Annotated in this window: 30 protein-coding genes; 22 read left to right on the forward strand and 8 right to left on the reverse strand. The window is 64.5% G+C overall.

Annotation, left to right across the window (positions count from 1 at the left end; translation table 11 throughout):
* Nucleotides 1-75: 75 nt before the first annotated feature.
* The 3 genes from HZB49_RS18830 to HZB49_RS18840 form a co-directional block, all read right to left on the reverse strand.
* Nucleotides 76-600 (reverse strand): prepilin peptidase, encoded by a 525-nt coding sequence (locus tag HZB49_RS18830; protein WP_291614080.1) that lies wholly within the window; start codon nucleotides 598-600, stop codon nucleotides 76-78.
* 94 nt (nucleotides 601-694) lie between these two features.
* Nucleotides 695-817 carry a hypothetical protein gene (locus HZB49_RS18835; RefSeq protein ID WP_291614083.1) on the reverse strand — a complete coding sequence of 41 codons (123 nt, stop codon included), beginning with the start codon at nucleotides 815-817 and terminating at the stop codon, nucleotides 695-697.
* 85 nt (nucleotides 818-902) lie between these two features.
* The gene (locus tag HZB49_RS18840) at nucleotides 903-1,067 is read right to left on the reverse strand and encodes a Flp family type IVb pilin (protein WP_291614085.1); all 165 of its coding nucleotides are present in this window, start codon (nucleotides 1,065-1,067) and stop codon (nucleotides 903-905) included.
* Nucleotides 1,068-1,368: 301 nt separating this feature from the next.
* Here HZB49_RS18840 and HZB49_RS18845 point away from each other — a divergent pair, with 301 nt between their 5' ends.
* From HZB49_RS18845 to HZB49_RS18860, 4 genes are all read left to right on the forward strand, one after another.
* Nucleotides 1,369-2,220: a sterol desaturase family protein gene (locus HZB49_RS18845; RefSeq protein ID WP_291614086.1), complete on the forward strand. Its 852-nt coding sequence runs from the start codon at nucleotides 1,369-1,371 to the stop codon at nucleotides 2,218-2,220.
* 135 nt (nucleotides 2,221-2,355) lie between these two features.
* Nucleotides 2,356-2,871, forward strand: coding sequence for a pilus assembly protein N-terminal domain-containing protein (locus HZB49_RS18850; RefSeq protein ID WP_291614088.1), 516 nt, complete (start codon nucleotides 2,356-2,358; stop codon nucleotides 2,869-2,871).
* 181 nt (nucleotides 2,872-3,052) lie between these two features.
* On the forward strand, nucleotides 3,053-3,610 hold the full coding sequence (locus tag HZB49_RS18855; protein ID WP_291614090.1) for a TadE/TadG family type IV pilus assembly protein: 558 nt from the start codon (nucleotides 3,053-3,055) through the stop codon (nucleotides 3,608-3,610).
* A gap of 19 nt (nucleotides 3,611-3,629) precedes the next feature.
* Nucleotides 3,630-4,196 carry a TadE/TadG family type IV pilus assembly protein gene (locus HZB49_RS18860; protein WP_291614092.1) on the forward strand — a complete coding sequence of 189 codons (567 nt, stop codon included), beginning with the start codon at nucleotides 3,630-3,632 and terminating at the stop codon, nucleotides 4,194-4,196.
* A 105-nt stretch (nucleotides 4,197-4,301) separates the two neighbouring features.
* Here HZB49_RS18860 and HZB49_RS18865 read toward each other — a convergent pair whose 3' ends face one another.
* From HZB49_RS18865 to HZB49_RS18875, 3 genes are all read right to left on the reverse strand, one after another.
* On the reverse strand, nucleotides 4,302-4,511 hold the full coding sequence (locus tag HZB49_RS18865; RefSeq protein WP_291614094.1) for a cold-shock protein: 210 nt from the start codon (nucleotides 4,509-4,511) through the stop codon (nucleotides 4,302-4,304).
* Between the two features lie 260 nt (nucleotides 4,512-4,771).
* Complete coding sequence (infA, locus tag HZB49_RS18870; protein WP_291614096.1) at nucleotides 4,772-5,065, reverse strand: translation initiation factor IF-1; 294 nt, start codon at nucleotides 5,063-5,065, stop codon at nucleotides 4,772-4,774.
* Between the two features lie 23 nt (nucleotides 5,066-5,088).
* Nucleotides 5,089-6,498: a DEAD/DEAH box helicase gene (locus HZB49_RS18875; protein ID WP_291614098.1), complete on the reverse strand. Its 1,410-nt coding sequence runs from the start codon at nucleotides 6,496-6,498 to the stop codon at nucleotides 5,089-5,091.
* A 594-nt stretch (nucleotides 6,499-7,092) separates the two neighbouring features.
* On the opposite strand from HZB49_RS18875, the gene urtA reads away from it, so the two are divergent.
* From urtA to HZB49_RS18955, 16 genes are all read left to right on the forward strand, one after another.
* Nucleotides 7,093-8,409: an urea ABC transporter substrate-binding protein gene (urtA, locus tag HZB49_RS18880; RefSeq protein ID WP_291614100.1), complete on the forward strand. Its 1,317-nt coding sequence runs from the start codon at nucleotides 7,093-7,095 to the stop codon at nucleotides 8,407-8,409.
* Nucleotides 8,410-8,552: 143 nt separating this feature from the next.
* Nucleotides 8,553-10,109: an urea ABC transporter permease subunit UrtB gene (gene urtB / locus HZB49_RS18885; protein WP_291614507.1), complete on the forward strand. Its 1,557-nt coding sequence runs from the start codon at nucleotides 8,553-8,555 to the stop codon at nucleotides 10,107-10,109.
* Entirely contained in the window at nucleotides 10,106-11,275 is a 1,170-nt protein-coding gene (gene urtC, locus HZB49_RS18890) for an urea ABC transporter permease subunit UrtC (protein WP_291614103.1), read from the forward strand. The genes urtB and urtC overlap by 4 nt, the downstream gene beginning before the upstream one ends.
* A 4-nt stretch (nucleotides 11,276-11,279) precedes the next feature.
* A complete protein-coding gene (urtD, locus tag HZB49_RS18895) occupies nucleotides 11,280-12,041 on the forward strand; it encodes an urea ABC transporter ATP-binding protein UrtD (protein WP_291614105.1) in 762 nt (253 codons plus the stop codon).
* A 109-nt stretch (nucleotides 12,042-12,150) separates the two neighbouring features.
* Nucleotides 12,151-12,846: an urea ABC transporter ATP-binding subunit UrtE gene (gene urtE / locus HZB49_RS18900; protein WP_291614107.1), complete on the forward strand. Its 696-nt coding sequence runs from the start codon at nucleotides 12,151-12,153 to the stop codon at nucleotides 12,844-12,846.
* Between the two features lie 102 nt (nucleotides 12,847-12,948).
* The gene (locus HZB49_RS18905; protein ID WP_291614109.1) at nucleotides 12,949-13,782 is read left to right on the forward strand and encodes an urease accessory protein UreD; all 834 of its coding nucleotides are present in this window, start codon (nucleotides 12,949-12,951) and stop codon (nucleotides 13,780-13,782) included.
* A gap of 21 nt (nucleotides 13,783-13,803) precedes the next feature.
* On the forward strand, nucleotides 13,804-14,106 hold the full coding sequence (locus HZB49_RS18910) for an urease subunit gamma (protein ID WP_291614111.1): 303 nt from the start codon (nucleotides 13,804-13,806) through the stop codon (nucleotides 14,104-14,106).
* A gap of 10 nt (nucleotides 14,107-14,116) precedes the next feature.
* Nucleotides 14,117-14,422: an urease subunit beta gene (locus HZB49_RS18915; protein ID WP_291614113.1), complete on the forward strand. Its 306-nt coding sequence runs from the start codon at nucleotides 14,117-14,119 to the stop codon at nucleotides 14,420-14,422.
* A gap of 4 nt (nucleotides 14,423-14,426) precedes the next feature.
* Nucleotides 14,427-14,966: an HD domain-containing protein gene (locus HZB49_RS18920; RefSeq protein ID WP_291614116.1), complete on the forward strand. Its 540-nt coding sequence runs from the start codon at nucleotides 14,427-14,429 to the stop codon at nucleotides 14,964-14,966.
* A complete protein-coding gene (ureC, locus tag HZB49_RS18925; protein ID WP_291614118.1) occupies nucleotides 14,963-16,678 on the forward strand; it encodes an urease subunit alpha in 1,716 nt (571 codons plus the stop codon). The genes HZB49_RS18920 and ureC overlap by 4 nt, the downstream gene beginning before the upstream one ends.
* 46 nt (nucleotides 16,679-16,724) lie before the next feature.
* A complete protein-coding gene (locus HZB49_RS18930; RefSeq protein WP_291614119.1) occupies nucleotides 16,725-17,024 on the forward strand; it encodes a putative quinol monooxygenase in 300 nt (99 codons plus the stop codon).
* 24 nt (nucleotides 17,025-17,048) lie between these two features.
* Nucleotides 17,049-17,354 carry a putative quinol monooxygenase gene (locus tag HZB49_RS18935; protein ID WP_291614121.1) on the forward strand — a complete coding sequence of 102 codons (306 nt, stop codon included), beginning with the start codon at nucleotides 17,049-17,051 and terminating at the stop codon, nucleotides 17,352-17,354.
* 160 nt (nucleotides 17,355-17,514) lie between these two features.
* Nucleotides 17,515-18,114 carry an urease accessory protein UreE gene (locus tag HZB49_RS18940; RefSeq protein WP_291614123.1) on the forward strand — a complete coding sequence of 200 codons (600 nt, stop codon included), beginning with the start codon at nucleotides 17,515-17,517 and terminating at the stop codon, nucleotides 18,112-18,114.
* The gene (locus HZB49_RS18945; protein ID WP_291614508.1) at nucleotides 18,095-18,829 is read left to right on the forward strand and encodes an urease accessory protein UreF; all 735 of its coding nucleotides are present in this window, start codon (nucleotides 18,095-18,097) and stop codon (nucleotides 18,827-18,829) included. The genes HZB49_RS18940 and HZB49_RS18945 overlap by 20 nt, the downstream gene beginning before the upstream one ends.
* 168 nt (nucleotides 18,830-18,997) lie before the next feature.
* Nucleotides 18,998-19,636 (forward strand): urease accessory protein UreG, encoded by a 639-nt coding sequence (gene ureG / locus HZB49_RS18950; RefSeq protein ID WP_291614125.1) that lies wholly within the window; start codon nucleotides 18,998-19,000, stop codon nucleotides 19,634-19,636.
* 307 nt (nucleotides 19,637-19,943) lie between these two features.
* Complete coding sequence (locus HZB49_RS18955; RefSeq protein ID WP_291614127.1) at nucleotides 19,944-21,605, forward strand: HWE histidine kinase domain-containing protein; 1,662 nt, start codon at nucleotides 19,944-19,946, stop codon at nucleotides 21,603-21,605.
* A gap of 334 nt (nucleotides 21,606-21,939) precedes the next feature.
* On the opposite strand, the gene HZB49_RS18960 is transcribed toward HZB49_RS18955, so the two are convergent.
* Both HZB49_RS18960 and HZB49_RS18965 read right to left on the reverse strand, forming a co-directional pair.
* On the reverse strand, nucleotides 21,940-22,485 hold the full coding sequence (locus HZB49_RS18960; protein WP_291614129.1) for a sigma-70 family RNA polymerase sigma factor: 546 nt from the start codon (nucleotides 22,483-22,485) through the stop codon (nucleotides 21,940-21,942).
* Nucleotides 22,485-22,706, reverse strand: a complete 222-nt coding sequence (locus tag HZB49_RS18965; RefSeq protein ID WP_291614131.1) for a NepR family anti-sigma factor — start codon at nucleotides 22,704-22,706, stop codon at nucleotides 22,485-22,487. The genes HZB49_RS18960 and HZB49_RS18965 overlap by 1 nt, the downstream gene beginning before the upstream one ends.
* Nucleotides 22,707-22,937: 231 nt before the next feature.
* On the opposite strand from HZB49_RS18965, the gene HZB49_RS18970 reads away from it, so the two are divergent.
* Nucleotides 22,938-23,744, forward strand: a complete 807-nt coding sequence (locus tag HZB49_RS18970) for a response regulator (RefSeq protein WP_291614132.1) — start codon at nucleotides 22,938-22,940, stop codon at nucleotides 23,742-23,744.
* 217 nt (nucleotides 23,745-23,961) lie between these two features.
* On the forward strand, nucleotides 23,962-24,843 hold the full coding sequence (locus HZB49_RS18975) for a DMT family transporter (protein ID WP_291614134.1): 882 nt from the start codon (nucleotides 23,962-23,964) through the stop codon (nucleotides 24,841-24,843).
* The last annotated feature ends 139 nt before the right edge of the window (nucleotides 24,844-24,982 follow it).

Below are 24,982 nucleotides of genomic sequence, written 5' to 3' on the forward strand. Positions count from 1 at the left end.
TATTCGTCAAAGCATGGTTAATGGAGCGTGAGTAAATTGCCTTAACGGAGAGTTACCCGGCGGCTGTTGCCGAAATCACCGCACGACGAAGCGGGCGATATCGACGGCCTTCATCCATTCCGTTTCGGGATAGATCATGAGCGCGCCGATCGCGAGCGCAATGCCGTAGGGAATCCCGGTCTCCTTGGCGTGCAGGCGGGCGAGCCAGGGCTGGCCCGCGAACGCCACCGGCAGCGGCCATTGCCGGAACTGCAGCAGCAGCAGGGTCAGCGCCCCGCCGAACAGCGAAGCGTAGAGCAGGTAGTTCATCAGATGCGCAAAGCCGAACCAGAGGGCCGCGGCCGCCGCCACCTTGGCGTCGCCGCCTCCGACCCAGCCCATGGCAAAGCAGCCGAACGCGATCACCAGCACCGCGGCGCCGGCGCCGACATGCATCATGATGTCGTAGGCCCCCATGCCCGAAGCGACGGCCAGCACCAGGAAGCCCGCGGCCAGCGCCAGCGACACCCGGTTGGAGATCGTCATCGTGAAGAGGTCGGTTGCCGCGGCGAACGCCATCAGCGCCGGGAACAACAGGAGGCGTGCGATATCGAGGATCATCGGTCTTGTGCCCGGTATTGACGAGGCGAGGGGACGGAGCGCGCGCCCCGAGTCTAGCCGTCAATGGTGAACGATCGGGAAATGGAGGATCGTCTCACCAGATGCTTGCGATGCGCGCCACCAGCGCGGCCAGCGCCAGCAGCAGCGAAAGGCTGACCAGCACGGCGGGGTGTTCGATCCGGCCGCGCGGAACGGGGGCGGGGGATGGTTCACGCATACGCAACACTCACGCTGCCGACGGCTCAAGAAAAAGGCCCCGGGGAACGCCCAGGGCCCTTGCAAGCTACGCTCGCAACACTCGCTTACTTGAGCGAGGTGTTGATCGAGGTGAACTTGTTGTTCAGGTTGGTGCCGAGGCCGTTGACGACCGCGATGATCGCCAGCGAAATGCCGGCGGCAATCAGGCCGTATTCGATCGCGGTGGCGCCGGACTCATCCTTCACGAAACGGGTGAACAGGTTCTTCATTACACAACTCCATGTACACAGTGGCTGTCGAACTTGAGTTTGGTCGAGCCGGCGTTCTCAGCACCGTGACCATGGCGTCACCCTAGGGTGCGACAATTGCGGCGCAGTTAATTTGATCGCGCAAAACCGGGTGGAACGGGCTGTTCTTGAGCAGAGTAAATGTGCCATTAAGGACATTGATAAAAAGCGAAATTTCCTGCATGCGCCTTTATGGTTGGCCGCGATGCGCGCCGGCGTTCATGGCTCCTTAAGTGCGGCGGCGTAACGCTCTCGATGCCTGCAGCTGCCGGACGAGGCCCCTATGTCGAACCTGCCCATGGAAGTGGTCGAGATGCTCGGCCAGACGATCGCCAAGGTGGTGCCGGTGACGATCGCGCTGGCCCTCGTCTTTACGGTGCTGGCGCATTTCTGGGCCTGCAATCCCGGCAAGCCCTGGTGGCGCAAGCGCGAGCTGGTCACCGACATCTGCTACTGGTTCTTCGTGCCGCTGTTCGCGCGCGTGTTCCGCATCGGGCTGCTGGTCCTGGGCGCCGGCTTCTTCTTCAACATCCATGACGCCGACGAATTGATCGCCTTCTACGACAACGGTCACGGCCCGCTGTCGGCGCTGCCGCTATGGGTGCAGGCGATCCTGTTCCTGGTGCTGGCCGATTTCATGCTGTACTGGCTGCACCGCATGTTCCATGGCGGCGGCTTCTGGAAATATCACGCCATCCATCACTCCTCCGAGGATCTCGACTGGATTTCGGCGGCGCGCTTCCACCCCGTCAACCTCGTGCTCGGCACCATCGGCGTCGACGTCGTGCTGCTGATGGCCGGCATTTCGCCGAACGTGATGATCTGGGTCGGGCCCTTCAACATCTTCCATTCGGCCTTCGTGCACGCCAACCTGAACTGGACCCTAGGTCCGTTCCGTTATGTGCTGGCCACCCCGGTCTTTCACCGCTGGCACCACACCTCCCAGCAAGAGGGCGGCAACACCAATTTCGCCGGCACCTTCCCGCTCTGGGATCTGCTGTTCGGCACTTGGCGGATGCCGGAAGGCCGGCTTCCGGACAATTACGGCGTCGACGACCAGGCAGTCTTCCCGAACGAAATCGCGGGCCAGATGGCCTATCCCTTCCGCCGACAGGCTTCCGCGCCTCCCGCTTGAAATTGCAGGGAAATACCGAGCATTTTCCCTGCACTCTTTGCGATTATTTCACACATTGCAGGCAGGTTAACCCGGTCGGGCGCCGGTTCCGCTGCGTATCGCTTATGCCGGCTAGTCAACGCCCCGGAGTAGAGTATGGCGTACACCTTGCGTAACCGCGCTCTTGCGCGTTTCGGATTCCGTTCCCTCGCATTGGGACTGCTGTTGTGGCCGGCGCTGGCGCTCGCCGCCCCGGTGCCGCCGGTGGCCGACTCCATCGCGGTCAATGTCGACCAGGCCAAGCTGGTGAAGCTGCCCGGCAAGGTGGCCACCATCGTGGTCGGCAACCCGCTGATCGCCGACGTCACCCTGCAGCCCGGCGGCATCATCGTCGTCACCGGCAAGGGCTATGGCGCCACCAATTTCATCGCGCTCGACCGCGCCGGCGAGGTGCTGGTGGACCGCGTCATCCAGGTCGAAGGCCCGACCGACCAGCTCGTCACCGTCTATCGCGGCGTGGAGCGGGAATCCTACAGCTGCATGCCGATCTGCCAGCGCCGCATCACGCTCGGCGACGGCGGCGATTACTTCAAGGCGGCGATGGACCAGGCCGGCTCGCTCAACAGCTCGGCCACCGGCCAGGCGGCTGCCGCCGGCAAGGCGCAGAACTGATCCCGGGAAATCCGGCAAAGCCGCGCGGCGTGCGAATCGCACCGCGCGGCTTTCGTTTGACGGGATTGGTTAAGGCTTCCTTAACGGCCCGGGCCGGATTGGTCGAAACGGCCGAAACATTTCAACAATCTGTTTCAGCTAATTCTGAATTCAGGTGACTGCCACCCAAGGGATTTCAGGGATGCCCGCGTCAGCCGTCTCAGCCCCGCCGAAGCGATTCTTGCGAAGGTTCCGCCGCGACAGGAGCGGTTCGGCCGCGGTCGAATTCTCGCTCGTCGCCGTGCCGTTCTTCGCGCTGCTGTTCGCCATCATCGAGACCGGCATCGTGTTCTTCGCCAGCCAGGTGCTGGAGACCGGCATCCAGGATTCGGGCCGTCTGCTCTACACCCACCAGGCGCAGGATTCCGGCATGACGGCCACCCAGTTCAAGACCGACCTGTGCAACCGCGTCTCGGTGCTGATGAGCTGCGACGGCATCGATATCGATGTCAAATATTACGCGGCCGGCACCACCATCACGATCGTCGACCCGATCGATTCCAGCGGCAACTACACTGCCAGCGGCCTTGGCTACGTCACGGCGCCCGCGGGCTCCACCGGCACCATCGTGGCGCGCGCATTCTACCAGTGGCCGCTCTACGTCACCGGTCTCGGCTACAACATCGCCAATATCGGCCGCAACACCTCGAACAGCAAGCGGCTGCTCGCAGCCACTTCCGCCTTCCATGTCGAACCCTGATGCAGCGGGAATCGCAGCCATGAGCAAGCTCTCGGACAAAGTATGCCGGCTGGCCGGCCGGTTCGCGCGCGACCGCCGCGGCAATGCCGCCGTCGAATTCGCCTTCATCGTGCCGTTGATGCTGACCCTGTTCTTCGGAACGGTGGAGTTCTCTTCCGGCGTCGCGGTCAACCGCAAGGTAACGCTGGTGGCGCGCACGATGTCTGACCTCGTGTCGCAGTCCTCGACCGTCACCGACACCGACCTCACCAATTTCACCACCACCGGCAGGGCGATCATGACGCCTTACGAAACGACGCCGCTCAACACCACGGTGAGCGAGCTCTATGTCGATCCCGCCACGCTCACCGCGAAAGTGAAGTGGAGCAAGGGGGCGGCGCCGCGCGGCACCGACACGACGGTGAGCATCCCGACCGCGCTCAAGATCGGCGGCACCTATCTGATCTACAGCGAGGTCAACTACAAATACGTGCCGGCGGTCGGCTATGTGATGGCGAAGGCCGGCATCACGCTTTCCGATTTCACCTTCACGCGTCCGCGCCAGTCGACCTGCGTGCTCTACAGCCAGACGGTCTGCCCGACCTGATCGCGAGAGCCGCCAACGGCACGATCAAACGAAAAGGCCGCAGCCCCGAAGGCTGCGGCCTTTTCGCATCACGATTGAATTCCCGGCGTACCCCGGAGAAACGCGTCAGGCGACGCGCAGGTTGTCGGCCGCAGACTTGCCGGACCGGCGGTCCGCCACGATCTCGTACGAAACCTTCTGGCCTTCGCGCAGCGTGCCAAGACCGGCGCGTTCCACGGCGCTGATGTGCACGAACACGTCGTTGCCGCCGTCATCCGGCTGGATGAAGCCGAAGCCCTTGGTCGCGTTGAACCACTTCACAGTTCCCATGCTCACGGGGATAGTCCTCTAGTAAAAAAAGTCGAAGCCCACTTTCGATAGGCTGGGTGAGATCGAATTTTTGGAAGGGTCGTCAGCGTCTGAACCGGCTGCACCGGTGGATAGCTAATGTCGTCCGGCCGAAACTCGATAGGTCAATAATATTCGAACACAGGCCTCAAAACAATCCTGAGCTGCGCGAATTTTTGCTGCTGGTCTTGGTGCGAGCGGGTCGCGCATGCCACGAAAATGCCATGCGCGATCCCCGGTTCTGTTCGTTACCTGCGTCCTCTGAACTGGCCGCCGCGCTGCGGGCCGCGCTGGGGTCCCGGGCCTGCCGAGGCCGGCCGCTCGTCCTTGTGGCGGAAGATCAGGCGGCCCTTCTCGAGGTCATAGGGCGACATCTCGACGGTGACCCGATCGCCAGCCAGCGTCTTGATGCGGTTCTTCTTCATCTTGCCGGCGGTGTAGGCGACGATCTCGTGGCCCGCGTCGAGCTGCACGCGGTAGCGCGCGTCGGGAAGGATTTCGGTGACCAGTCCCTCGAACTGGATCAGCTCCTCTTTAGCCATGGTTCTCTCCAGGTCGTGGACGGCTAGTGCTGCGGACGTCGGTTGCGGTTGGGCTTGAACTTCGGCCGGCTTTCGCGATGCAAAAAGGCAACCCCCTGCATCCCCTCCGCCGGACCGCCCTGCGGGCGGGCCGACTCATGCCGGCCGCCCTGCGGAGCGGCGCCATGATTACCACCACCGCGACGCCGTCGGCGAGGGCCTTTCGAAGGCTGCGCACCGTCATTGTTGCGATGCGCATGCACGCGCGGCGCGGGCCGGCCGGGGCGGTGCTGCGGGGCTGCAGCAGGTGCCTCGCGGCCGCCCTGGGTGCGGCGGTCCTCGCGGGGCAGGGTGACGCGGATCAGCCGCTCGATGTCGCGCAGATAGCCCATCTCCTCGGCGCCGGCGACCAGCGAGATCGCGATGCCCTCGGCGCCGGCGCGCGCCGTGCGGCCGATGCGGTGGACATAGGTTTCCGGCACGTTGGGCAGGTCGAAATTGACAACATGGCTGATGCCGTCGACGTCGATGCCGCGGGCGGCGATGTCGGTGGCCACCAGCGTGCGGATCTGGCCGGAGCGGAACGCGCCCAGCACCCGCTCCCGGTGGTTTTGCGACTTGTTGCCGTGGATGGCGTCCGCGGCGATGCCGGACTTGGCAAGGGCCTTCACCACCTTGTCGGCGCCGTGCTTGGTGCGGGTGAAGACCAGGGTTCGGTCCACCGGCTCCTGCTTGAGCAACTCGGCGAGGAAGGCGTGCTTGGCCGCGAAATCGACCTGGATGATGCGCTGGGTGATGCGCTCCACGGTGGAGGCGACCGGCGTCACCGCGACCCGGGCCGGATCGCGCAGCATGGCTTCCGCGAGGTCGGCGATGTCCTTGGGCATGGTGGCCGAGAAGAACAGCGTCTGCCGCCGGATCGGCAGCTTGGCGACGATCTTCCGGATGTCGTTGATGAAGCCCATGTCGAGCATGCGGTCGGCTTCATCGAGCACCAGGAATTCGACCTGGGCGAGCTTGAGCGCATTGCCCTGCACGAGGTCGAGCAGGCGGCCGGGAGTGGCAACCAGCACGTCGACGCCGCCCATGAGCGCGCGGACCTGGCGGCCCATCGGCACGCCGCCGATCGCCAGCGTCGAGCTCAGGCGGATGTGGCGGCCATAGGCGTTGAAGCTGTCGAGGATCTGGCCGGAGAGCTCGCGGGTGGGCGAGAGCACCAGCACGCGGCAGGTCTTCGGCTGCGGCTTGATGCGGTTGGCCAGCAGGCGGTTGAGGATCGGCAGCGCAAAGGCGGCCGTCTTGCCGGTGCCGGTCTGGGCGATGCCGACCACGTCACGGCCGGACAGCGCCAGCGGGATGGTTTGGGCCTGGATGGGGGTGGGCGTGTGGTAATTCTCTTCGAGAAGGGCACGCGAGATGGGATCGGCGAGGCCGAAATCCTGAAATGAGGTCAAAGGTTTCTTTCTGTCAAAACAGCAGGCGCCCGGCGTCATGCCAGGAGCGCGCGAGGTCATCGGAGACACCCGCGTGTTTTGGGTATCGAGTTGTTGGTGGCTGAAGGGGCAAGCCAGAACGCCGTCGGTCGGATGAATTAGACGGGCTCAGAACACGCGGCTTGCAGTGACCCGGTCATCACTGATGATTCCTTGGGTCGCTGTGCATATGGCCCATCAAGGCGGCGCTTTCAAGGTGAATTGCGTCAACGTGGTTTCGGCGACGGAAAAATTCCGCGTGGAATGAACGACTTGGACGGCAAATGGCGGCCGGATTCGGTGCTTGGGCACCGGCAAACCCCTGCCGGAAATTTAGCCAAAAGGTCAATTTTGCACACTATTTGGGCTGATTGCCGCTAAAGCATACATTTTTAATGCCCACTCTTTAGGCGGATGCTTTCCGGTTTTGCCCGCAATGGGGGGTATTGCGTCATTCTGTCAAAGGGTTAGCCGAGGTGACGCCGGTGGCACGAGTCTTGCGATTCCCTTAACGCAGGCGGCCGTGGGGCCGTTCTCGCAGCGTTTAACGCGTCTGCGTCAGGGAGATGACACCTCATGCTTACTCAATTGACTCACGATATAGCGAAGATGAGCCGGCGCCGCTGGCTGGCGGCCACCGCCGGTCTGGTCCTCGGCCTCGCCGCGTTTACCCAGGCGAAGGCCCAGGAGACCATCAAGGTCGGCGTCCTTCACTCGCTTTCCGGCACCATGGCCATCAGCGAAACCACGCTGAAGGATACGATTCTCTTCCTGATCGACGAACAGAACAAGAAGGGCGGCGTGCTCGGCAAGAAGCTCGAGGCCGTCGTGGTCGATCCCGCCTCGAACTGGCCGCTGTTCGCCGAAAAGGCGCGCGAACTCATCACCAAGAACAAGGTCTCGGTCGTGTTCGGCTGCTGGACCTCGGTGTCGCGCAAGTCCGTGCTGCCGGTCTTCAAGGAGCTGAATTCGATCCTGTTCTACCCCGTGCAGTACGAGGGCGAGGAGAGCGAGCGCAACGTGTTCTACACCGGCGCCGCCCCGAACCAGCAGGCGATCCCCGCGGTCGACTACCTGATGAAGGACGAGAAGGTGAAGCGCTGGGTGCTGGCGGGCACCGACTACGTCTATCCCCGCACCACCAACAAGATCCTGGAAGCCTACTTGAAGTCGAAGGGCGTCAAGCAGGAAGACATCATGATCAACTACACGCCGTTCGGTCACTCCGACTGGCAGACCATCGTGGCCGACATCAAGAAGTTCGGCTCGGCCGGCAAGAAGACGGCAGTGGTCTCCACCATCAACGGCGACGCCAACGTTCCCTTCTACAAGGAGCTCGGCAACCAGGGCATCAAGGCCAAGGACATCCCGGTCGTGGCGTTCTCGGTGGGTGAAGAAGAGCTCGCCGGCATCGACACCAAGCCGCTGCTCGGCCATCTCGCCGCCTGGAACTACTTCCAGTCGATCAAGTCGCCCGAGAACGAGAAGTTCATCAAGGCGTGGCAGACCTACACCAAGAATCCGAAGCGCGTGACCAACGATCCGATGGAAGCTCACGTCATCGGCTTCGACATGTGGGTCAAGGCGGTCGAGAAGGTGAAGTCCACCGACGCCGACAAGGTGATCGACGCTCTCCCGGGCATCGAAGCCAAGAACCTGACCGGCGGTACCTCGAAGATGCTGCCGAACCACCACATCACCAAGCCGGTGTTCATCGGCGAGATCAAGGCCAACGGCCAGTTCGACGTGGTCTGGAAGACCCCGGGCCTCGTCCCCGGCGATGCATGGTCGAAGGAGCTCGACGGCTCCAAGGATCTGATCGGCGATTGGGTCGGCAAGAAGTGCGGCAACTACAACACCAAGACCAACAAATGCGGCGGTCAGGGCTCCTGATCTGAAACGCACCCGCAAAATACCGACGACAACGGAGGAGGCGGCGATGCCGCCGCCTTCTCCAACTCTCCTGCCGGGGAAGTCCAGTGTCCGCCACCGCCTTTGACCGCCTTCGCGCGGCTGCCTTTTCATTGCTGCTGCTGATGGCCTTCGCGGCGCCGGCCTTTGCAGGCGCGTTCGAGGACGCGGTCACCAAATTCGCCAATGACGATTTCTCCGATACTGCCGAAGCGATCGACGCGGTCGCGGCGTCCGGCAACCCGCTCGCCTTCCCGATCATCAGCGCGCTGAACGACGAGCGGCTGTTCGCCGATCCCGAGAGCAAGAAGGTCTTCATCAAGCAGGCCGACGACAAGATCATCGACGCGGCGACCGGCGCCGCCGTCGACAAGCTGCCCGATGGCGCCGCCGAGGTGCGGCTCAACAATCGCCTGCGCCGCGCCGTGGATACCGCGCTCGGCAGCCTGACGCTGATGTCGCCCGATCCCGCCAAGCGCATCTCCGCTGCGCAGTCCGTGTTCAAATCGCATGACGAGGCGGCGTTGCAAGCCGTCGACGAGGCGCTGGCGAAGGAAACCGACAAGACCGCGAAAGCCGCCTTCACCGAGGCGCGCGCGGCGATCCTGCTGTTCAAGCCGGACGCTTCCGAAGCCGACAAGCTCGACGCCATCGCGGTCGTGAAGTCGAAGGGCGATCAGGAAGCGCTGGCGCTGCTCACCAGCCTCGGTTCCGACCAGCCGCCGCTGATTGCGAAGGCGATTGCCGGCGCGATCTCCTCGATCCAGGGCAATCTGGCACTGTGGTCGATGGTGCAGAACGCCTGGTACGGCCTCTCGCTCGGCTCGGTGCTGCTGCTCGCGGCAATCGGGCTTGCCATCACCTTCGGCGTCATGGGCGTCATCAACATGGCCCATGGCGAGATGGTGATGATCGGCGCCTACACCACCTTCGTCGTGCAGGAGGTGATCCGCACCCGCTACCCCGGCCTGTTCGACTATTCGCTGTTCGTCGCCGTGCCGCTCGCCTTCATCGTTGCCGGCGCCATCGGCGTCGCCATCGAGCGCGGCATCATCCGCTTCCTCTATGGCCGGCCGCTGGAAACCCTGCTCGCCACCTGGGGCCTCTCGCTGGTGATCCAGCAGGCGGTGCGCACCGCCTTCGGCCCGACCAATCGCGAGGTCGGCAATCCCTCCTGGATGAGCGGCGCCTTCGAACTCGGGCAGATCACCATCACCTATAACCGGCTCTGGATTCTCGTCTTCACGCTCGCGGTGTTTGCGATCCTGCTCGCCATGCTGCGCTACACCGCGCTGGGGCTGGAGATGCGCGCAGTCACCCAGAACCGCCGCATGGCGGCCTCCATGGGCATTGCCACCTCGCGCGTCGACGCGCTGACCTTCGGCCTCGGCTCGGGCATCGCCGGGATTGCCGGCGTGGCGCTGTCGCAGATCGACAACGTCAGCCCCAATCTCGGCCAGAGCTACATCATCGACAGCTTCATGGTCGTGGTGTTCGGCGGCGTCGGCAATCTCTGGGGCACGCTGGTCGGCGCCTTCACGCTCGGCATCGCCAACAAGTTCCTCGAGCCGGTGGCGGGCGCCGTGCTCGGCAAGATTGCGATCCTGGTGCTGATCATCCTGTTCATCCAGAAGCGGCCGCGCGGCCTGTTCGCACTCAAGGGACGGGCGGTGGAAGCATGATGCCCCACGTCCTCACCCGTTCGCTCGACCGCGCCTCGACGCTGTTCATCCTGATCGTCGCCGGCCTCGGCATCCTGATCCCGCTGTCGAACCTGCTGCTGCCGGAAGGCTCCTTCTTCCAGGTGCCGACCTATCTGGTGGCGCTGTGGGGCAAATATGCCTGTTACGCCATCCTCGCGCTCTCGATCGATCTGATCTGGGGTTATTGCGGCATCCTCTCGCTCGGCCACGGCGCATTCTTCGCGCTCGGCGGCTACGCCATGGGCATGTATCTGATGCGGCAGATCGGCAGCCGCGGCGTCTATGGCAACCCGATCCTGCCGGACTTCATGGTGTTCCTGAATTATCCGAGTCTGCCCTGGTACTGGCATGGCTTCGACATGTTCTGGTTCGCGGCGCTGATGGTGGTGCTGGTGCCGGGGCTGCTGGCGTTTGCCTTCGGCTGGTTCGCCTTCCGCTCGCGCGTCACCGGCGTGTATCTGTCGATCATCACGCAGGCGATGACCTATGCGCTGCTGCTCGGCTTCTTCCGCAACGATTTCGGCTTCGGCGGCAACAACGGCCTGACCGACTTCAAGGATATCCTCGGCTTCAACGTGCAGGCCGAGGGCACCCGCTGCGCGCTGTTCTTCCTGAGCTGCGCCGCGCTGATCGCCGCCTTCCTGATCTGCCGCGCGGTGGTCACCTCGAAGCTCGGCAAGGTGCTGGTCGCGATCCGCGACGCCGAATCCCGCACCCGGTTCCTCGGTTACCGCGTCGAATCCTACAAGCTGTTCGTGTTCACGCTGTCGGCCTGCATGGCCGGCGTGGCCGGCGCGCTCTATGTGCCGCAGGTCGGCATCATCAACCCCAGCGAATTTGCCCCGGGCAACTCGATCGAGGCGGTGATATGGGTCGCGGTCGGCGGCCGCGGCACGCTGACGGGCGCTGCACTCGGCGCCGTCGTCGTCAACTACGCCAAGACCTTCTTCACCTCGGGTGCGCTGGCGCCGTACTGGCTGTTCATGCTGGGCGCGCTGTTCATCCTGGTGACGCTGCTCCTGCCCAAGGGCATCGTCGGCACCTTCAATGCATGGTGGGAGCCGTGGAAGGCCGGCCGCGACGCCGACGCCGCCAGTGCCGCGCGCGAAGACGGCGCCGAACCGAAACCCAATCCGGCGGAGTGATCGCATGAACGTCATGGACACCCGCAAGACCTCCGCCATGCTTTATCTCGATGGCGTGCACGTCTCCTTCGACGGCTTCCATGCCATCAACAATCTGTCGCTGGCGCTCGAGCCCGGCGAGATGCGCGCGATTATCGGCCCGAACGGCGCCGGCAAGACCACGATGATGGACATCATCACCGGCAAGACCAGGCCGGACGAGGGCGTGGTGCTGTTCGACGGCACCGTCGACCTGACCCGGCTGGACGAGACCCGCATCGCCGAGCTCGGCATCGGCCGCAAATTCCAGAAGCCGACGGTGTTCGAGAGCCAGACCGTGCAGGACAATCTGCTGCTGGCGCTCAACGTCGATCACAGCGTGAAGGGAACGCTGTTCTGGCGCAGCAACGCGGAAGAATCCGAACGGATCGACAAGGTGCTGGAAACCATCCGCCTCACCGACGCGCGCGACCGCCTGGCCGGCAGCCTGTCGCACGGCCAGAAGCAGTGGCTGGAGATCGGCATGCTGCTGGCACAGGATCCGAAGGTGCTGCTGGTCGACGAGCCCGTCGCAGGGATGACCGACGTCGAGACGCATCTGACCGCGGAGCTCCTCAAGGAGATCAACCGCAATCACACCATCATGGTGGTCGAGCACGACATGACTTTCGTGCGCGAGCTCGGCGTCAAGGTGACATGCCTGCACGAAGGCTCGGTGCTGGCGGAAGGCACCATCGACGACGTCTCGGCGAATGAGCGGGTGATCGAGGTTTATCTCGGTAGATAGGCGAGTGGCGAATGGCGAGTAGGGAAGAGGGCGAGATCACGAGTGCGGCTGCGGGTGCTATTCGCCATTCGCAATTCGCCATTCGCGTCATCGCGACCGGAGGTCGCACATGCTGAAGGTCGACAACATCAACCTGTATTACGGCGCAGCGCAGGCGCTGCGCGGCGTGTCGCTGGCGGCCGAGCCCGGCAAGGTGACCTGCGTGCTCGGGCGCAACGGCGTCGGCAAGACCTCGCTGTTGCGCGCCCTGGTCGGGCAATACCCGATTTCGTCGGGCAGCATCACCTTCGACGGCGAGGACCTCAACCCGCTGAAATCCTACGAGCGCGCGCGGCGCGGCATCGGCTTCGTGCCCCAGGGCCGCGAGATCTTTCCGCTGCTCACGGTGGAGGAGAATCTCAAGACCGGCTTCGGGCCGCTGCGGCGCGACCAGCGCAGCATCCCCGACGACGTGTTCTCGCTGTTTCCGGTGCTGGAAAACATGCTCGGCCGCCGCGGCGGCGACCTCTCCGGCGGCCAGCAGCAGCAGCTCGCCATCGGGCGCGCGCTGGTGATGCGGCCGAAGCTGCTGCTGCTCGACGAGCCGACCGAGGGTATCCAGCCCTCGATCATCAAGGATATCGGCCGCGCGATTTCCTATTTGCGCAATCTCGGCAACATCGCCATCGTGCTGGTCGAACAATATCTCGACTTTGCCTGCGAGCTCGGCGACAATTTCGCCGTCATGGACCGTGGCGCGGTGAAGTATGCCTGTGATCGCCAGAATCTCGATTCTGCCGAGATCAGCCGCCAGATGGCCCTGTGACAGAGCATGATCCGGAAAAGTGGGTATCGATTTTCCGACAAGATCATGCTCAATACAAAAGTATTCTGACGCGGTCGCTCATGGCCGCTCCCTGGGGGAAGGATGCGGACCGAGACGCGCGCTGCTTCTGCGATCTTCGCGGCCAACCGCGCGCGGGGCGCCGTGCACTTCGATGTGCGCTGCGAGGAAGGCGTCACAAGGCGTGGACGTCTCCATGAATCCGGCTCGCTGCGCGTCCGCTTTCCCTCTCCCGAGAACGAGGGACTGTCGGCCGTGTTCGTCAACACGGCAGGCGGCGTCGCCGGCGGCGATCGCTTCGGCATCGCAATTTCGGCAGGTGAGGGCGCGCGCCTGACCCTGACGACGGCCGCGGCGGAAAAGGTCTACCGCGCCCAGGATGCTCCCGCGCAGCTCGATATTTCCCTGAAGGCCGAGAGCGGCGCCTATCTCGCTTGGCTGCCGCAGGAAACCATTTTGTTCGACCGCGCCAAAATCTACCGGCGGATCGATATCGAGCTCGCGGAATCCGCTTCGCTTCTGCTTTGCGAAATCGTCGTGTTCGGCCGCGCCGCCATGGGCGAGCGCATGGAGCGGGGCGAGTTCGTCGACCGCTGGCGCCTGCGCCGCGGCGGCAAGCTCGTGTTTGCCGAGACCGTCCGCCTCGATGGCGACATCGGCGCCAGGCTGGCGCGGCCGGCGGTGGCCAAGGGCGGCGTTGCCATCGGCACCGCGCTGATCGTGCCCGGGGCAGAAGCCGTCGTGGAGCGCATCCGCGAGGCCGCTGAATCGTTCGGCGGGGAAGTCGGCGTCTCCGCCTGGAATGGCTTTGCAATGGCGCGTTTCTGTGCCCAAGATGCGGCCGCGTTGCGCGCCGACATGATGACAGTGCTCGGCCGCGCGTCGCCATCGCCGCTGCCCCGCCTGTGGCTGAACTAGTTCCCAACCGACGAGTGCCACATGAATCTTTCCCCCCGCGAAAAGGACAAGCTTCTGATCTCGATGGCTGCGATGGTGGCGCGCCGCCGGCTCGAGCGCGGCGTCAAGCTCAACCACCCGGAGGCGGTTGCGATCATTTCCGATTTCATCGTCGAGGGCGCCCGCGACGGCCGCACCGTGGCCGATCTGATGCAGGCCGGCGCGCAGGTCCTGACCCGTGCTCAGGTGATGCCCGGCATCCCCGAAATGATTCACGACATCCAGGTCGAGGCGACGTTTCCAGACGGGACAAAGCTCGTCACCGTGCACGAGCCGATACGATAGGAGTTTTGGCATGATCCCCGGCGAACGCTTCATCAAGGACGGCGAGATCGAGCTCAATGCCGGCCGCAAGACCGTGACGCTATCGGTCGCCAACACCGGCGATCGTCCCATCCAGGTCGGCTCGCACTACCATTTCTTCGAGACCAATCCGGCGCTGAAATTCGATCGCAAAAAGGCTCGCGGCATGCGCCTCGACATCGCCGCCGGCACCGCCGTCCGCTTCGAGCCCGGCCAGACCCGCGACGTGCAACTCGTAGCCCTCGCCGGCAAGCGCACCATCTACGGCTTCCGCGGCGACGTGATGGGGAAGCTGTGACGCAATGCTCTCCGGCCTCCGACTGGTGTCAGAAGCCGCCGATCTCGCGGCGCGCCGGCACAAGGGCATGGCGCGGAAGGGGCGGGGCAACGAGCCGTACATCAATCATCTCGCGGAGGTCGCGGGCATCCTCGCCGAAGTTACCGAGGGCGCTGATGCCGAACTGGTGGCGGCCGGCTGGCTGCACGACACCATCGAGGACACCGGTACGACGCGCGACGAACTCGCACAACAATTCGGCGATCACGTCGCCGCGCTCGTGGACGAGGTAACTGACGACATGTCGCTCCCCAAGGCGCAACGCCGGCAAAGGCAGATCGAGAGCGCCCCGCACAAATCGCCGGGCGCCAAACTCATCAAGATTGCCGACAAGATCAGCAATATCCGCGCGCGCATCCGTTCCGATCCGACTGCGGAAGAGCGCGCGGACCTCACCGATTACGCCGACTGGGCCGAGCAGGTCGTCGCGGGCTGCCGCGGCGGCAATGCTGCGCTCGACCAGATGTTCGACGACACCGTCAAGCTTGCAAGGAGTTCTCCGTGAGCACGAAGATAAAGCGTTCCGTTTATGCCGACATGTTCGGCCCGACCACCGGCGACAGGGTGCGGCTGGCCGACACCGATCTCATCATCGAGGTGGAGAAGGACTTCACCACCTACGGCGAGGAGGTGAAGTTCGGCGGCGGCAAGGTGATCCGCGACGGCATGGGCCAGTCGCAGGTGACCAACAGGCAGGGCGCGGCGGACACCGTCATCACCAACGCGCTGATCGTCGATCACTGGGGCATCGTCAAGGCCGACGTCGCCATCAAGGAAGGCATGATCGCCGCGATCGGCAAGGCCGGCAATCCCGACATCCAGCCGAATGTGACCATCGTGATCGGTCCCGGCACCGACGTGATCGCGGGCGAGGGCAAGATCCTAACCGCCGGCGGTTTCGACAGCCATATCCATTTCATCTGCCCGCAGCAGATCGAGCACGCGCTGATGAGCGGTGTCACCTCGATGCTGGGCGGCGGCACCGGCCCCTCGCACGGCACGTTCGCGACCACCTGTACGCCCGGCCCCTGGCACATCGCGCGGATGATCCAGTCGTTCGACGCCTTCCCGGTCAATCTCGGCATTTCCGGCAAGGGCAATGCGGCGCGGCCGGCCGCGCTGGTCGAGATGGTCAAGGCCGGCGCCTGTGCGCTGAAGCTGCATGAGGACTGGGGCACTACGCCCGCCGCGATCGACAATTGTCTCGCGGTCGCCGACGATTACGACGTCCAGGTGATGCTGCATTCGGACACGCTGAACGAATCCGGTTTCGTTGAGGACACTGTGAAGGCCTTCAAGGGCCGCACCATCCATGCCTTCCACACCGAAGGCGCTGGCGGCGGCCATGCGCCTGATATCATCAAGATTGCCGGCCTGAAGAACGTGCTGCCGTCTTCCACCAACCCGACGCGGCCCTTCACCCGCAACACCATCGATGAGCATCTGGACATGCTGATGGTGTGCCACCACCTCGATCCCTCCATCGCGGAAGACCTCGCTTTTGCCGAGAGCCGCATCCGCAAGGAGACCATCGCGGCTGAAGACATTTTGCACGACCTCGGTGCGCTCTCGATGATGTCCTCGGACTCCCAGGCCATGGGCCGGCTCGGCGAAGTCATCATCCGCACCTGGCAGACCGCCGACAAGATGAAGAAGCAGCGCGGGTCGTTGCCGCAGGACAAGGGCAAGGACAACGACAATTTCCGCGTCAAGCGCTACATCGCCAAGTACACCATCAACCCCGCGATCGCGCACGGCGTCTCGAAGCTGATCGGCTCGGTGGAGAAGGGCAAGCTCGCCGACCTCGTGCTGTGGTCGCCGGCCTTCTTCGGCGTCAAGCCGGATTGCATCATCAAGGGCGGCTCGATCGTGGCGGCGCCCATGGGCGATCCCAACGCCTCGATCCCGACGCCGCAACCCGTCCACTACCAGCCGATGTTCGCGGCGTTCGGCAAGTCGCTCACCGCTTCGTCCGTAGTGTTCGCGTCCAAGGCGGCCGTCACCGGCGGGCTGGCGAAGAAGCTCGGCATCGGCAAGACGCTGTATCCCGTGAAGAACACCCGCGGCGGCATCTCCAAGAAGAGCATGATTCACAACGATGCCACCCCGAAAATCGAGGTCGATCCGGAGACCTATGAGGTGCGCGCAGACGGCGAGCTTCTGACCTGCGAACCCGCAGAGGTCCTGCCTATGGCGCAGCGCTACTTCATGTTCTAAAACCCGTCCCGGCCATAGCCCAAAACAAAAGCCGGGAGGACTTTCCGTGATTTACGTCGTAGCCACGCTGACCGTGAAGCCCGAGACACGCGCCGAATTCATCGCCGCCGCCACCGCCTGCATCGTGGAGACGCGCAAGGAGAAGGGCAATATCGCCTACGACTTGCACGAGAGCGTCACCGATCCCGCGAAGATGGTGTTCGTCGAGCAGTGGGAGAACATGGAAGCGCTCGGGCCGCATCGAACGGCAGAGCACATGAAGACGTTCGGTCGCGTCGCCGTGAAGTGCATGACGGCGCCGCCGAAGATCGAATACATCACCCCGGAAAAGGTCGAAACCCGGTAATCAAGAAAAACAAGGGAGAGAAGCATGATCTACGTCGTCGCCACCACGCAGGTGAAGCCGGATAGCCGCGACGCCTTCATCGCCGGCCACAAGAAATGCATCGCCGAGACGCTTAAGGAGAAGGGCTGCGTCGCCTATGAAGGCCATACCAGCATCCACGATCCCAACACCTATGTCGTGGTGGAGCGCTGGGAAACCCGCGACGATCTCAACGCGCACGGCCGCGCGCCGCACATGAAGGTATGGCGCGAATATTCCTCGCCGCTGAAGGCCGCTCCGACGGTGATCGAGATCATCAGCGCCGACAAGGTGGATACCATCAAGGCATGATCAAGATGCGTATTGCCCCTAACGGCCTCGTGGTTCGAGACGCGCGGCTTTGCCGCGCTCCTCACCATGAGGGTCCAAGACCTCATCCCGAGGAGCGGCCTCTCGGCCGCGTCTCGAAGGATGAAGCCACCGGCCCGTGCCGTCATTCAGGTAACCAGGCATGATCCGGGCGACGCAGGTTCGAGGGCAATATCGCTGGACGGAAGCGCCGGCGGATACCGTCGTGCTCGACTTCGACGACCGCCACCGGCGGCGCATGGCGATGACGGGCACCCGCGGCCTCGAATTCCTGCTCGATCTGGAGAACGCCGTGGCGCTGCGCGGCGGCGACGCGCTGATGCTGGAAGACGGGAGGCTGGTCGAGGTGGTGGCGGCGCCCGAGCCGCTGCTCGAGATCAGGGGCGCCGATCCCGTGCATCTGGTGCGGATCGCCTGGCATCTCGGCAACCGTCATCTGCCGACGCAGATCACGGGCAAGGGCTTGCGCATCCGCCGCGACCACGTCATCGAGGAGATGGTGAAGGGATTGGGCGCGCGCGTCATCGAGATCGAGGCGCCGTTCGATCCCGAAGGCGGCGCCTATGCGGCGGCGCATGGCGCGCACGATCATGGCCACGGCCACACCGGCCATCACCCCACGCACGACCATCACCACGATCATGCGGATCATCAAGGCGACCACCCGCACGACCATCACCACGACGAGCATTGCGACCACGAGCATCACCACGGCGACAGCCATGCTCATGACCACAAATAGCGTGGAGCCGGCCGGGCCGCGCGCGATGAGCGAGGCCGAGGCGGCCGCGCTCTACCGGCTGATGACCTGGCTGTCGCCGGCCTTCCCGGTCGGCGCCTTCGCCTATTCCAGCGGCATCGAGTGGGCGGTGGAAGCCGGCGACATCGCCGACGCCGCCACCCTGCGCGACTGGCTCGCCGCGATGCTCACCGACGGCGCCGGTTTTTGCGACGCCGTGTTCGTGGTGCAGACCCACCGTGCCGTCGCTTCTCATGACGATGCCGCCTTGCGCGACATCGCCGAGCTCGCCGCCGCCTTCGTGCCCTCGCGCGAGCGGCAGCTCGAAACGACGACGCAGGGCCGCGCCTTCATCGAAACGTCGCGCGCGGCCTGGTCGTGCGAGGGGCTCGATGAGGTCATCGCCGCCTGCGGCGGACCCATCGTCTATCCCGTTGCCGTCGGCCTGGTCAGTGCGGCCCACGGCATTCCACTCGAGCCCGCGCTGCACGCCTTTCTCCATGCGGTCGTTTCCAACTGGATTTCGGCGGGCGCCCGCCTGGTCCCGCTCGGCCAGACCGACAGCCAGCGCGTGCTGGCGCAGCTCGAGGCCGAGGTCGCGGCGACCGCGAAGCGCGCCGTTGCCGCCTCGCTCGACGATCTCGGCAGCGCCACCTTCCGCGCCGATCTGGCATCGCTGCGCCACGAGACGCAATACACGAGGTTGTTCAGGTCGTGAATTTGTCCGCGCCGTCGTCCCGGCGAACGCCGGGACCCATAACCACAAGTCTGAGTGGTGTTGTGAAGCTGGTGCCCCAGCGCGGCGCGACAATTTCTCTTGGTGGTTATGGGGCCCGGATCGCGCTCGCTGACGCTCGCTTGTCCGGGACGACAATGGAGAGTGACGATGCCTAAATCCCACGGTCCCCTGAGGGTCGGCGTCGGCGGTCCGGTCGGATCGGGCAAGACCGCGCTGATGGACCTGCTCTGCAAGAACATGCGCGAGCGCTACGACATCGCAGCGATCACCAACGACATCTACACCAAATGGGACGCCGAGTTCCTGGTGCGCTCGGGCTCGCTGACGCCGGATCGCATCGCGGGCGTCGAGACCGGCGGCTGTCCGCACACCGCGATCCGCGAGGATGCCTCGATGAATCTTGCCGCGGTCGCCGACATGCGCGCAAAATTTCCCGGACTCGACCTGGTGTTGATCGAATCCGGCGGCGACAACCTGGCGGCGACTTTTTCGCCCGAACTGGCCGACCTCACCATCTACGTCATCGACGTCGCCGCCGGCGACAAGATCCCCTCCAAGGGCGGTCCCGGCATCGTCAGGTCGGACCTTCTGGTCATCAACAAGATCGACCTCGCACCGCATGTCGGGGCGTCGCTGGAGAAAATGGACACCGACGCCAGGCGAATGCGCGGCGAGCGACCCTTCGTCATGACCAATCTGAAGAAGGGCGAGGGCCTCGAGCGCATCGTCGCCTTCATCGAGGCCAAGGGCGGCTTGCGGCCGGCTGCGAAAGCCAGGGCGGGCTGAAGGCGGACCGGCTCCGCACCGCACGCGTTAACGATTATGAACGGCCGCGCCTGCCGGCCGGGAATATTTGACTGGCGCTGGAACCAAATCCCGCCGCCGCGGTTAGAAACCTCTGGCCTCGCGGTGACCAAGGTGTCGTACCCGGTGTGACTGTCCGCGTTGGCGAAGTTCAGTTGCGTCCCGATGACCGCTCCGCCAATATCCCGCGCAATCTGTCGCCCGGTTCTTCGCTGTCGTCGCTGCCGTCCCGGCATGATGCGGATGCGTCGCTTGATTTGTCATCACTCTCTCATTTCCGAGTAGGCGTGTGGTTCGGCTGGGCTTCATCGTCGGTCTGATCGGGTTGATCGGGGTTCTGCTCTCCGGCGGCGCGGCCTGGCGCGTGTATCAGCAGGAGCTCGCGATCGACGGCATTGCGTTTGCGCGCACCGTCGACGTCCATGCGAGTCTGGTGCAGGACCGCCTCACCGAGCGCGAGCTGCTCGCCCGCGTCGCTTCCGGGCTATTCCGCGCGCCCGACGCGGTGAAGGCCAACATGCTGCAGCCGCTGCGCTCGGCGATCTACGCCTTCAAGACCGATTTCGTCGTTGCCGCCTGGATCGCGCGGCTGAAGCCGTCCGAACTCGCCGCAGCCCAGCGCGAGCTCGCCAACGAAAGCTTTGCCAATCCGATCATCCGCGATTTCGACGACCAGCCGCTCGACCTCAAGGCGATCGACAAGCCGGTCAACGTGGTCATGGATCTCGAGCCGCGCAGTCCCGACACCATCACGATTCCCGGCCGCGCGCTCGACGGCCACTCGATCGTCGGTCCCACGCTCGCGCGAGCGATGGCCGAAGGCAAACCGGTGGCTTCCGATCCTATTCCGCTGCTGCGCAGGGACGGCCCGGTCGGCATCGTGCTCGCCGCGCCGGTGCTGCAGGAAGGCGCGTCGCAACCCGCCGGCTTCGTCAGCTTCTCCTACGAGCTTGGGCCGCTGATGCTGGCCAACAACGACCGCTCGCTTTTCTCGGTGGTGCTGCGCAATCCGCAGGAACCCAACAGCGAACTGGTCGCCAGCGAGCAGGGCGCGGTCACCGCGCGCGCGATTCCCGAGGAGCATCCCGTGCCGTCGATCGTGCGCACGGTCACCTTCGGCGGCCGCGACTGGTCGCTCGGCTACTATGCCAGGAACAACGCCGTGCAGCGCGCGCAGCAGACCGCCGCCATCGTGGCGGCGATCGGGCTTGCCATCACCGGCATCATCTGCGGCCTGTTCGGCTATGTCGTCTACAACAATCTGCGGCTCAGCCGCGAGATCGAGGTGCGCATCGGCTTCGAGCGTCGGCTCACCGCCGTGATCGACGAGCTCAATCATCGCGTCAAGAACATCCTGGCGGTGATCCAGTCGATCGTCACCCGCACGCTGCGGCATGGTGCCGACATCGACGTCGCACGCGATCTGCTGATCGGCCGCATCCACGCCATGTCCAACGTCGTCACGCTGCTGAGCGAAAGCCAGTGGCAGGGCGTCAAGCTGAGGGGCCTGTTCGAATCGCGCTCGATCCCGCATGCCGACCGTATCGCCGTCAACGGCCCGGACATCACCGTCAGCGCGCGCGCCGCGCAGAGCCTGTCGCTGCTGTTCTTCGAGCTGGCTTCGCATTCCGATGAGGGCCTGTCGCTGGTCGGCAAGCACCCGCACATCGTCGCGCATTGGGAGATCGCGGGCGAGGAGCCCGACAGCACGTTCCATTTCCGCTGGGAGGAGTTCAATACCTCGCAGGCAACGCGGCGGCCCGACAGCGATTTCGGCCTGATCCTGCTCGACCGTGTCGCGCCGGAAGCGCTCGGCGGCACCGCGAAGCGCTACTTCACCGATGTCAGCTACGTCTACGAACTCACCGCGCCGATGCAGACCGTGGTCGACATGAACGAGCGCGACCGTACCGAGCAGATTTCCGCGCCGGTCAGGCCGGTTCGTTCGTAACACGGTGCGCTGTCATAGCGGAACCAACGCCACCTTGAGCGCATTGAATCCCCATCACACCACTGAGGAGATGGCTGATGGGACGATACATGTTGTTGTGGCTGCTTGGCGTGCCGATTCCGATCCTGGTTCTGATCTGGGCCTTCGGCGGATTGAGCTGAGTGCATGGAATCGCAGTCTCGTAGGATGGGTAGAGCGAAGCGAAACCCATCATGACTGCGGCAAGCGTTATGATCGATGGGTTTCGCTTCGCTCTACCCATCCTACGGATCAACACTACAAACAAAAAAAGGCGGCCATCGCGGCCGCCTTTTTCCGTCGTCTTCCCTCGGTTCTACCCATTCCCGCCGATCACCGCGCGCACGGTGTTGTCGGGTCCGAAATCCTCCGCGCCGTCGACATAGAGCAGCGCGGAGAGCTTCGAGCGCGCGCGGTTGACGCGGCTCTTGATGGTGCCGACCGCGCAGCCGCAGATCGCCGCCGCGTCTTCGTAGGAGAAGCCGGAGGCGCCGACCAGGATCAGCGCCTCGCGCTGGTCCTGCGGCAGCTTGTCGAGCGCGGCGCGGAATTCCTCGAATTCCAGATGCGCGCTTTGCGACGGCTGCGTCTTCAGCGTCTTGGCATAGTTGCCCTCCGAGTCCTCCACCTCGCGCCGCCGCTTGCGATAGTCGGAGCGGAACAGGTTGCGCAGGATGGTGAACAGCCAGGCCGGCAAGTTGGAGCCGGGCTGGAACGAGTCGATGTTGGCGATCGCGCGCAGCAGCGTCTCCTGCACCAGATCGTCGGCGCGGTCGCCATTGCCTGAAAGCGAGATCGCGAACGCGCGCAGGCTGGGGACGGACGCCAGCATGTCGTCGCGGAGCTGGTTGGTGAGAGGCATCAGTCCCTCCCGCTGTTTTTTTCGGTATCGCCCCCGCCCTGACCCCCGGGTTCGTCCAGCTTGCGGATCAGGTCCGCAAAGCGGTCCGGCACGCCTTGCCGCACCACGTCGTCGTACATGGCGCGGAGCTGATGGCCGATCCTGGCCTGGATTTCCGCGTTGAGGCCGCCCTGCTTGCGGGGGGCGCCCGGTTGGCTTGCTTGTGGTTTTACTTCCTTCATGATCCGATCCACGCTCCCCCTGGAGTTAAGTCTCTGAATTCTCGAAATTATCTTTCATCGGGAACTCCGGGTTCCGGCCGCATTGAGGAGGGGTAATGCAAAGTTCGGTCAAAGGTTCCGCACTTCCGGAACTTTTATCGGGAACTTTTTCCATAACCGGACGTTGTGGCCGCATCAGGGAACCGGGCCGCCCCGTCAGGGGGGCTGACCCAAAGAAGAAATGGAGTGGGGATGTCCCGTTCACAGGTCGTTGCCGAACACCTGCCGCTGCTGCGGCGCTATGCCCGTGCGCTGACCGGAAACCAGTCCTCGGGCGATGCCTATGTCGCCGCCATGCTGGAGGCGCTGCTCCAGGATGCGTCGCTGCTCGACGAGCGCCACGGTCCGCGCGCCGGGCTGTTCCGGCTGTTCACAAGAATCTGGAATTCGGTCTCGATCAACGACAAGACAGACGTGACGCCGCTGCCGCTGCCGTCGGAGCGGCGGCTGTCCAACATCACGCCGTTGCCGCGCCAGGCCTTCCTGCTGCTGTCGCTGGAAGGTTTTTCGGAGGAGGAAGTCGCCTTCATCCTCGGCAGCGAAATTGCTGAGACGCGCCGTCTGGCGGATGCCGCCGGCCGCGAGATGGCCGCCGAGATCGCCACCGACGTTCTCATCATCGAGGACGAGACCTTCATCGCGATGGACCTCGAAGCCTTGGTGAAGAATCTCGGCCACAACGTCATCGGCGTCGCGCGCACGCATAATGATGCGGTGGCGCTCGCCAAGAACCGCAAGCCCGGCCTGATCCTCGCCGACATCCAGCTCGCCGACGGCTCCTCGGGCCTCGACGCGGTCAACGAGCTCTTGCGCGCCTTCGAGGTGCCGGTGGTGTTCATCACCGCCTATCCCGAGCGCTTCCTCACCGGCGAGCGGCCGGAGCCGGCGTTCCTGATCTCGAAACCGTTCCAGCCCGCGATGGTGTCGGCGGTGGCGAGCCAGGCGCTGTTCTTCCAGCGCAACTCGCGCAACCGCGCGCCGAAGGCGGCCTCGGCCTGAGGGACGGCGTCGTCTTGACACGACCTTTCGTCATGGCCGGGCTTGGCCCGGCCATCCACGTCTTCCTTGCTTGTCGCGACAAAGTCGTGGATGCCCGGGCCAAGCCCGGGCATGACGAAAAGTTGGGTGCACACGGCCAAGATTCTACCGGCACTTCTTGAGCCGGACTCTAAGGGGAGTAGAGCCCGCGCCTCCCGGCTGCTATTCGCTTCCCCCCATGGATCCATCCCGCGGCGACCGCTCGATCGGCTTCCTCTGCCTGGTGGTGACCGCCGCCGGCTGGGCGCTGAACTGGCCCCTGATGAAGCTGTTGCTTCAGCAATGGCCGCCGCTGTTCGCGCGCGGCCTTGCCGGCGTGCTGGCGGCCGCGATCCTCGCCGCGCTCGCGCTCGCCCGCCGTGAGCGGCTCGCCGTCCCGCGCGAAGCGGTCCCGCGGCTGGTCTTCGCGTCCTTCACCAACGTCTTCGCCTGGATGGGCTTTGGCACCATGGCGATGAAATACGTCACCGTCGGCGAAGGCGCGCTGATCGCCTACACGATGCCGATCTGGGCCATGCTGTTCGCCTGGCCGTTCCTGCATGTGCGCCCGAGCTTGCGCGATATCGCAGCCCTCGTGCTTGGTATCGCCGGCGTCGCGCTCTTGCTTGGCGCCGACGGCTTCGCGCTTACCGCCGCAAAGCTCACCGGCATCGCGCTGGCGCTGTCCTGCGCCGTGCTGTTCGCGCTCGGCAACGTGCTCAACCGCGAAGCCTTGCCGATGCCGCCGCTGGTGGTGGTGGCTTGGCAGGTTGGCCTCGGTTGCCTCGTGATGCTGGTGCTCGGCATCGCCTTCGAGCATCCGGACTACGCCGCCATCACGCCTGCCGGCATCGCTTGCTTCGTCTACATGACGCTGGTGCCGATGGGCCTGTGCTATCTCACCTGGTTCGAGACGCTGCGCCGCCTGCCGGCCACCTCGGCCTCGACCGGCATGCTGCTGGTCCCCGTGATCGGCGTCGTCTCCGCCGCCTTCATCCTCGGCGAGCCGCTGGGCTCGCGCGAACTCGCGGCGATGGTGTTGACCCTCGGCGGCGTGACGCTGGCGCTGCAGCGGGTGTGAGCGCAAAAAAGAAGGGCGCGACCGGCATCACCACGGTCGCGCCCTCTGTAGCCGGTCAATGGGGCAGGGGGGATAACCGGCTGCCGGGATGACTCCCGGCCGCCAGACTCGTTCCGGCCTGGCCGAAGATTTTTTCGCA

The sequence above is a fragment of the Bradyrhizobium sp. genome, assembly GCF_016219575.1.
Classification (GTDB): domain Bacteria; phylum Pseudomonadota; class Alphaproteobacteria; order Rhizobiales; family Xanthobacteraceae; genus Bradyrhizobium.

Coding starts and splice junctions, on each gene's coding strand:
- HZB49_RS18830 (WP_291614080.1), bottom strand. CDS start 600: ATGATCCTCGATATCGCACGCCTCCTGTTGTTCCCGGCGCTGATGGCG.
- HZB49_RS18835 (WP_291614083.1), bottom strand. CDS start 817: ATGCGTGAACCATCCCCCGCCCCCGTTCCGCGCGGCCGGATCGAACAC.
- HZB49_RS18840 (WP_291614085.1), bottom strand. CDS start 1,067: ATGAAGAACCTGTTCACCCGTTTCGTGAAGGATGAGTCCGGCGCCACC.
- HZB49_RS18845 (WP_291614086.1), top strand. CDS start 1,369: ATGTCGAACCTGCCCATGGAAGTGGTCGAGATGCTCGGCCAGACGATC.
- HZB49_RS18850 (WP_291614088.1), top strand. CDS start 2,356: ATGGCGTACACCTTGCGTAACCGCGCTCTTGCGCGTTTCGGATTCCGT.
- HZB49_RS18855 (WP_291614090.1), top strand. CDS start 3,053: ATGCCCGCGTCAGCCGTCTCAGCCCCGCCGAAGCGATTCTTGCGAAGG.
- HZB49_RS18860 (WP_291614092.1), top strand. CDS start 3,630: ATGAGCAAGCTCTCGGACAAAGTATGCCGGCTGGCCGGCCGGTTCGCG.
- infA (WP_291614096.1), bottom strand. CDS start 5,065: ATGGCTAAAGAGGAGCTGATCCAGTTCGAGGGACTGGTCACCGAAATC.
- urtA (WP_291614100.1), top strand. CDS start 7,093: ATGCTTACTCAATTGACTCACGATATAGCGAAGATGAGCCGGCGCCGC.
- urtB (WP_291614507.1), top strand. CDS start 8,553: ATGGCCTTCGCGGCGCCGGCCTTTGCAGGCGCGTTCGAGGACGCGGTC.
- urtC (WP_291614103.1), top strand. CDS start 10,106: ATGATGCCCCACGTCCTCACCCGTTCGCTCGACCGCGCCTCGACGCTG.
- urtD (WP_291614105.1), top strand. CDS start 11,280: ATGAACGTCATGGACACCCGCAAGACCTCCGCCATGCTTTATCTCGAT.
- urtE (WP_291614107.1), top strand. CDS start 12,151: ATGCTGAAGGTCGACAACATCAACCTGTATTACGGCGCAGCGCAGGCG.
- HZB49_RS18905 (WP_291614109.1), top strand. CDS start 12,949: ATGCGGACCGAGACGCGCGCTGCTTCTGCGATCTTCGCGGCCAACCGC.
- HZB49_RS18910 (WP_291614111.1), top strand. CDS start 13,804: ATGAATCTTTCCCCCCGCGAAAAGGACAAGCTTCTGATCTCGATGGCT.
- HZB49_RS18915 (WP_291614113.1), top strand. CDS start 14,117: ATGATCCCCGGCGAACGCTTCATCAAGGACGGCGAGATCGAGCTCAAT.
- HZB49_RS18920 (WP_291614116.1), top strand. CDS start 14,427: ATGCTCTCCGGCCTCCGACTGGTGTCAGAAGCCGCCGATCTCGCGGCG.
- HZB49_RS18935 (WP_291614121.1), top strand. CDS start 17,049: ATGATCTACGTCGTCGCCACCACGCAGGTGAAGCCGGATAGCCGCGAC.
- HZB49_RS18940 (WP_291614123.1), top strand. CDS start 17,515: ATGATCCGGGCGACGCAGGTTCGAGGGCAATATCGCTGGACGGAAGCG.
- HZB49_RS18945 (WP_291614508.1), top strand. CDS start 18,095: ATGCTCATGACCACAAATAGCGTGGAGCCGGCCGGGCCGCGCGCGATG.
- ureG (WP_291614125.1), top strand. CDS start 18,998: ATGCCTAAATCCCACGGTCCCCTGAGGGTCGGCGTCGGCGGTCCGGTC.
- HZB49_RS18960 (WP_291614129.1), bottom strand. CDS start 22,485: ATGCCTCTCACCAACCAGCTCCGCGACGACATGCTGGCGTCCGTCCCC.
- HZB49_RS18965 (WP_291614131.1), bottom strand. CDS start 22,706: ATGAAGGAAGTAAAACCACAAGCAAGCCAACCGGGCGCCCCCCGCAAG.
- HZB49_RS18970 (WP_291614132.1), top strand. CDS start 22,938: ATGTCCCGTTCACAGGTCGTTGCCGAACACCTGCCGCTGCTGCGGCGC.
- HZB49_RS18975 (WP_291614134.1), top strand. CDS start 23,962: ATGGATCCATCCCGCGGCGACCGCTCGATCGGCTTCCTCTGCCTGGTG.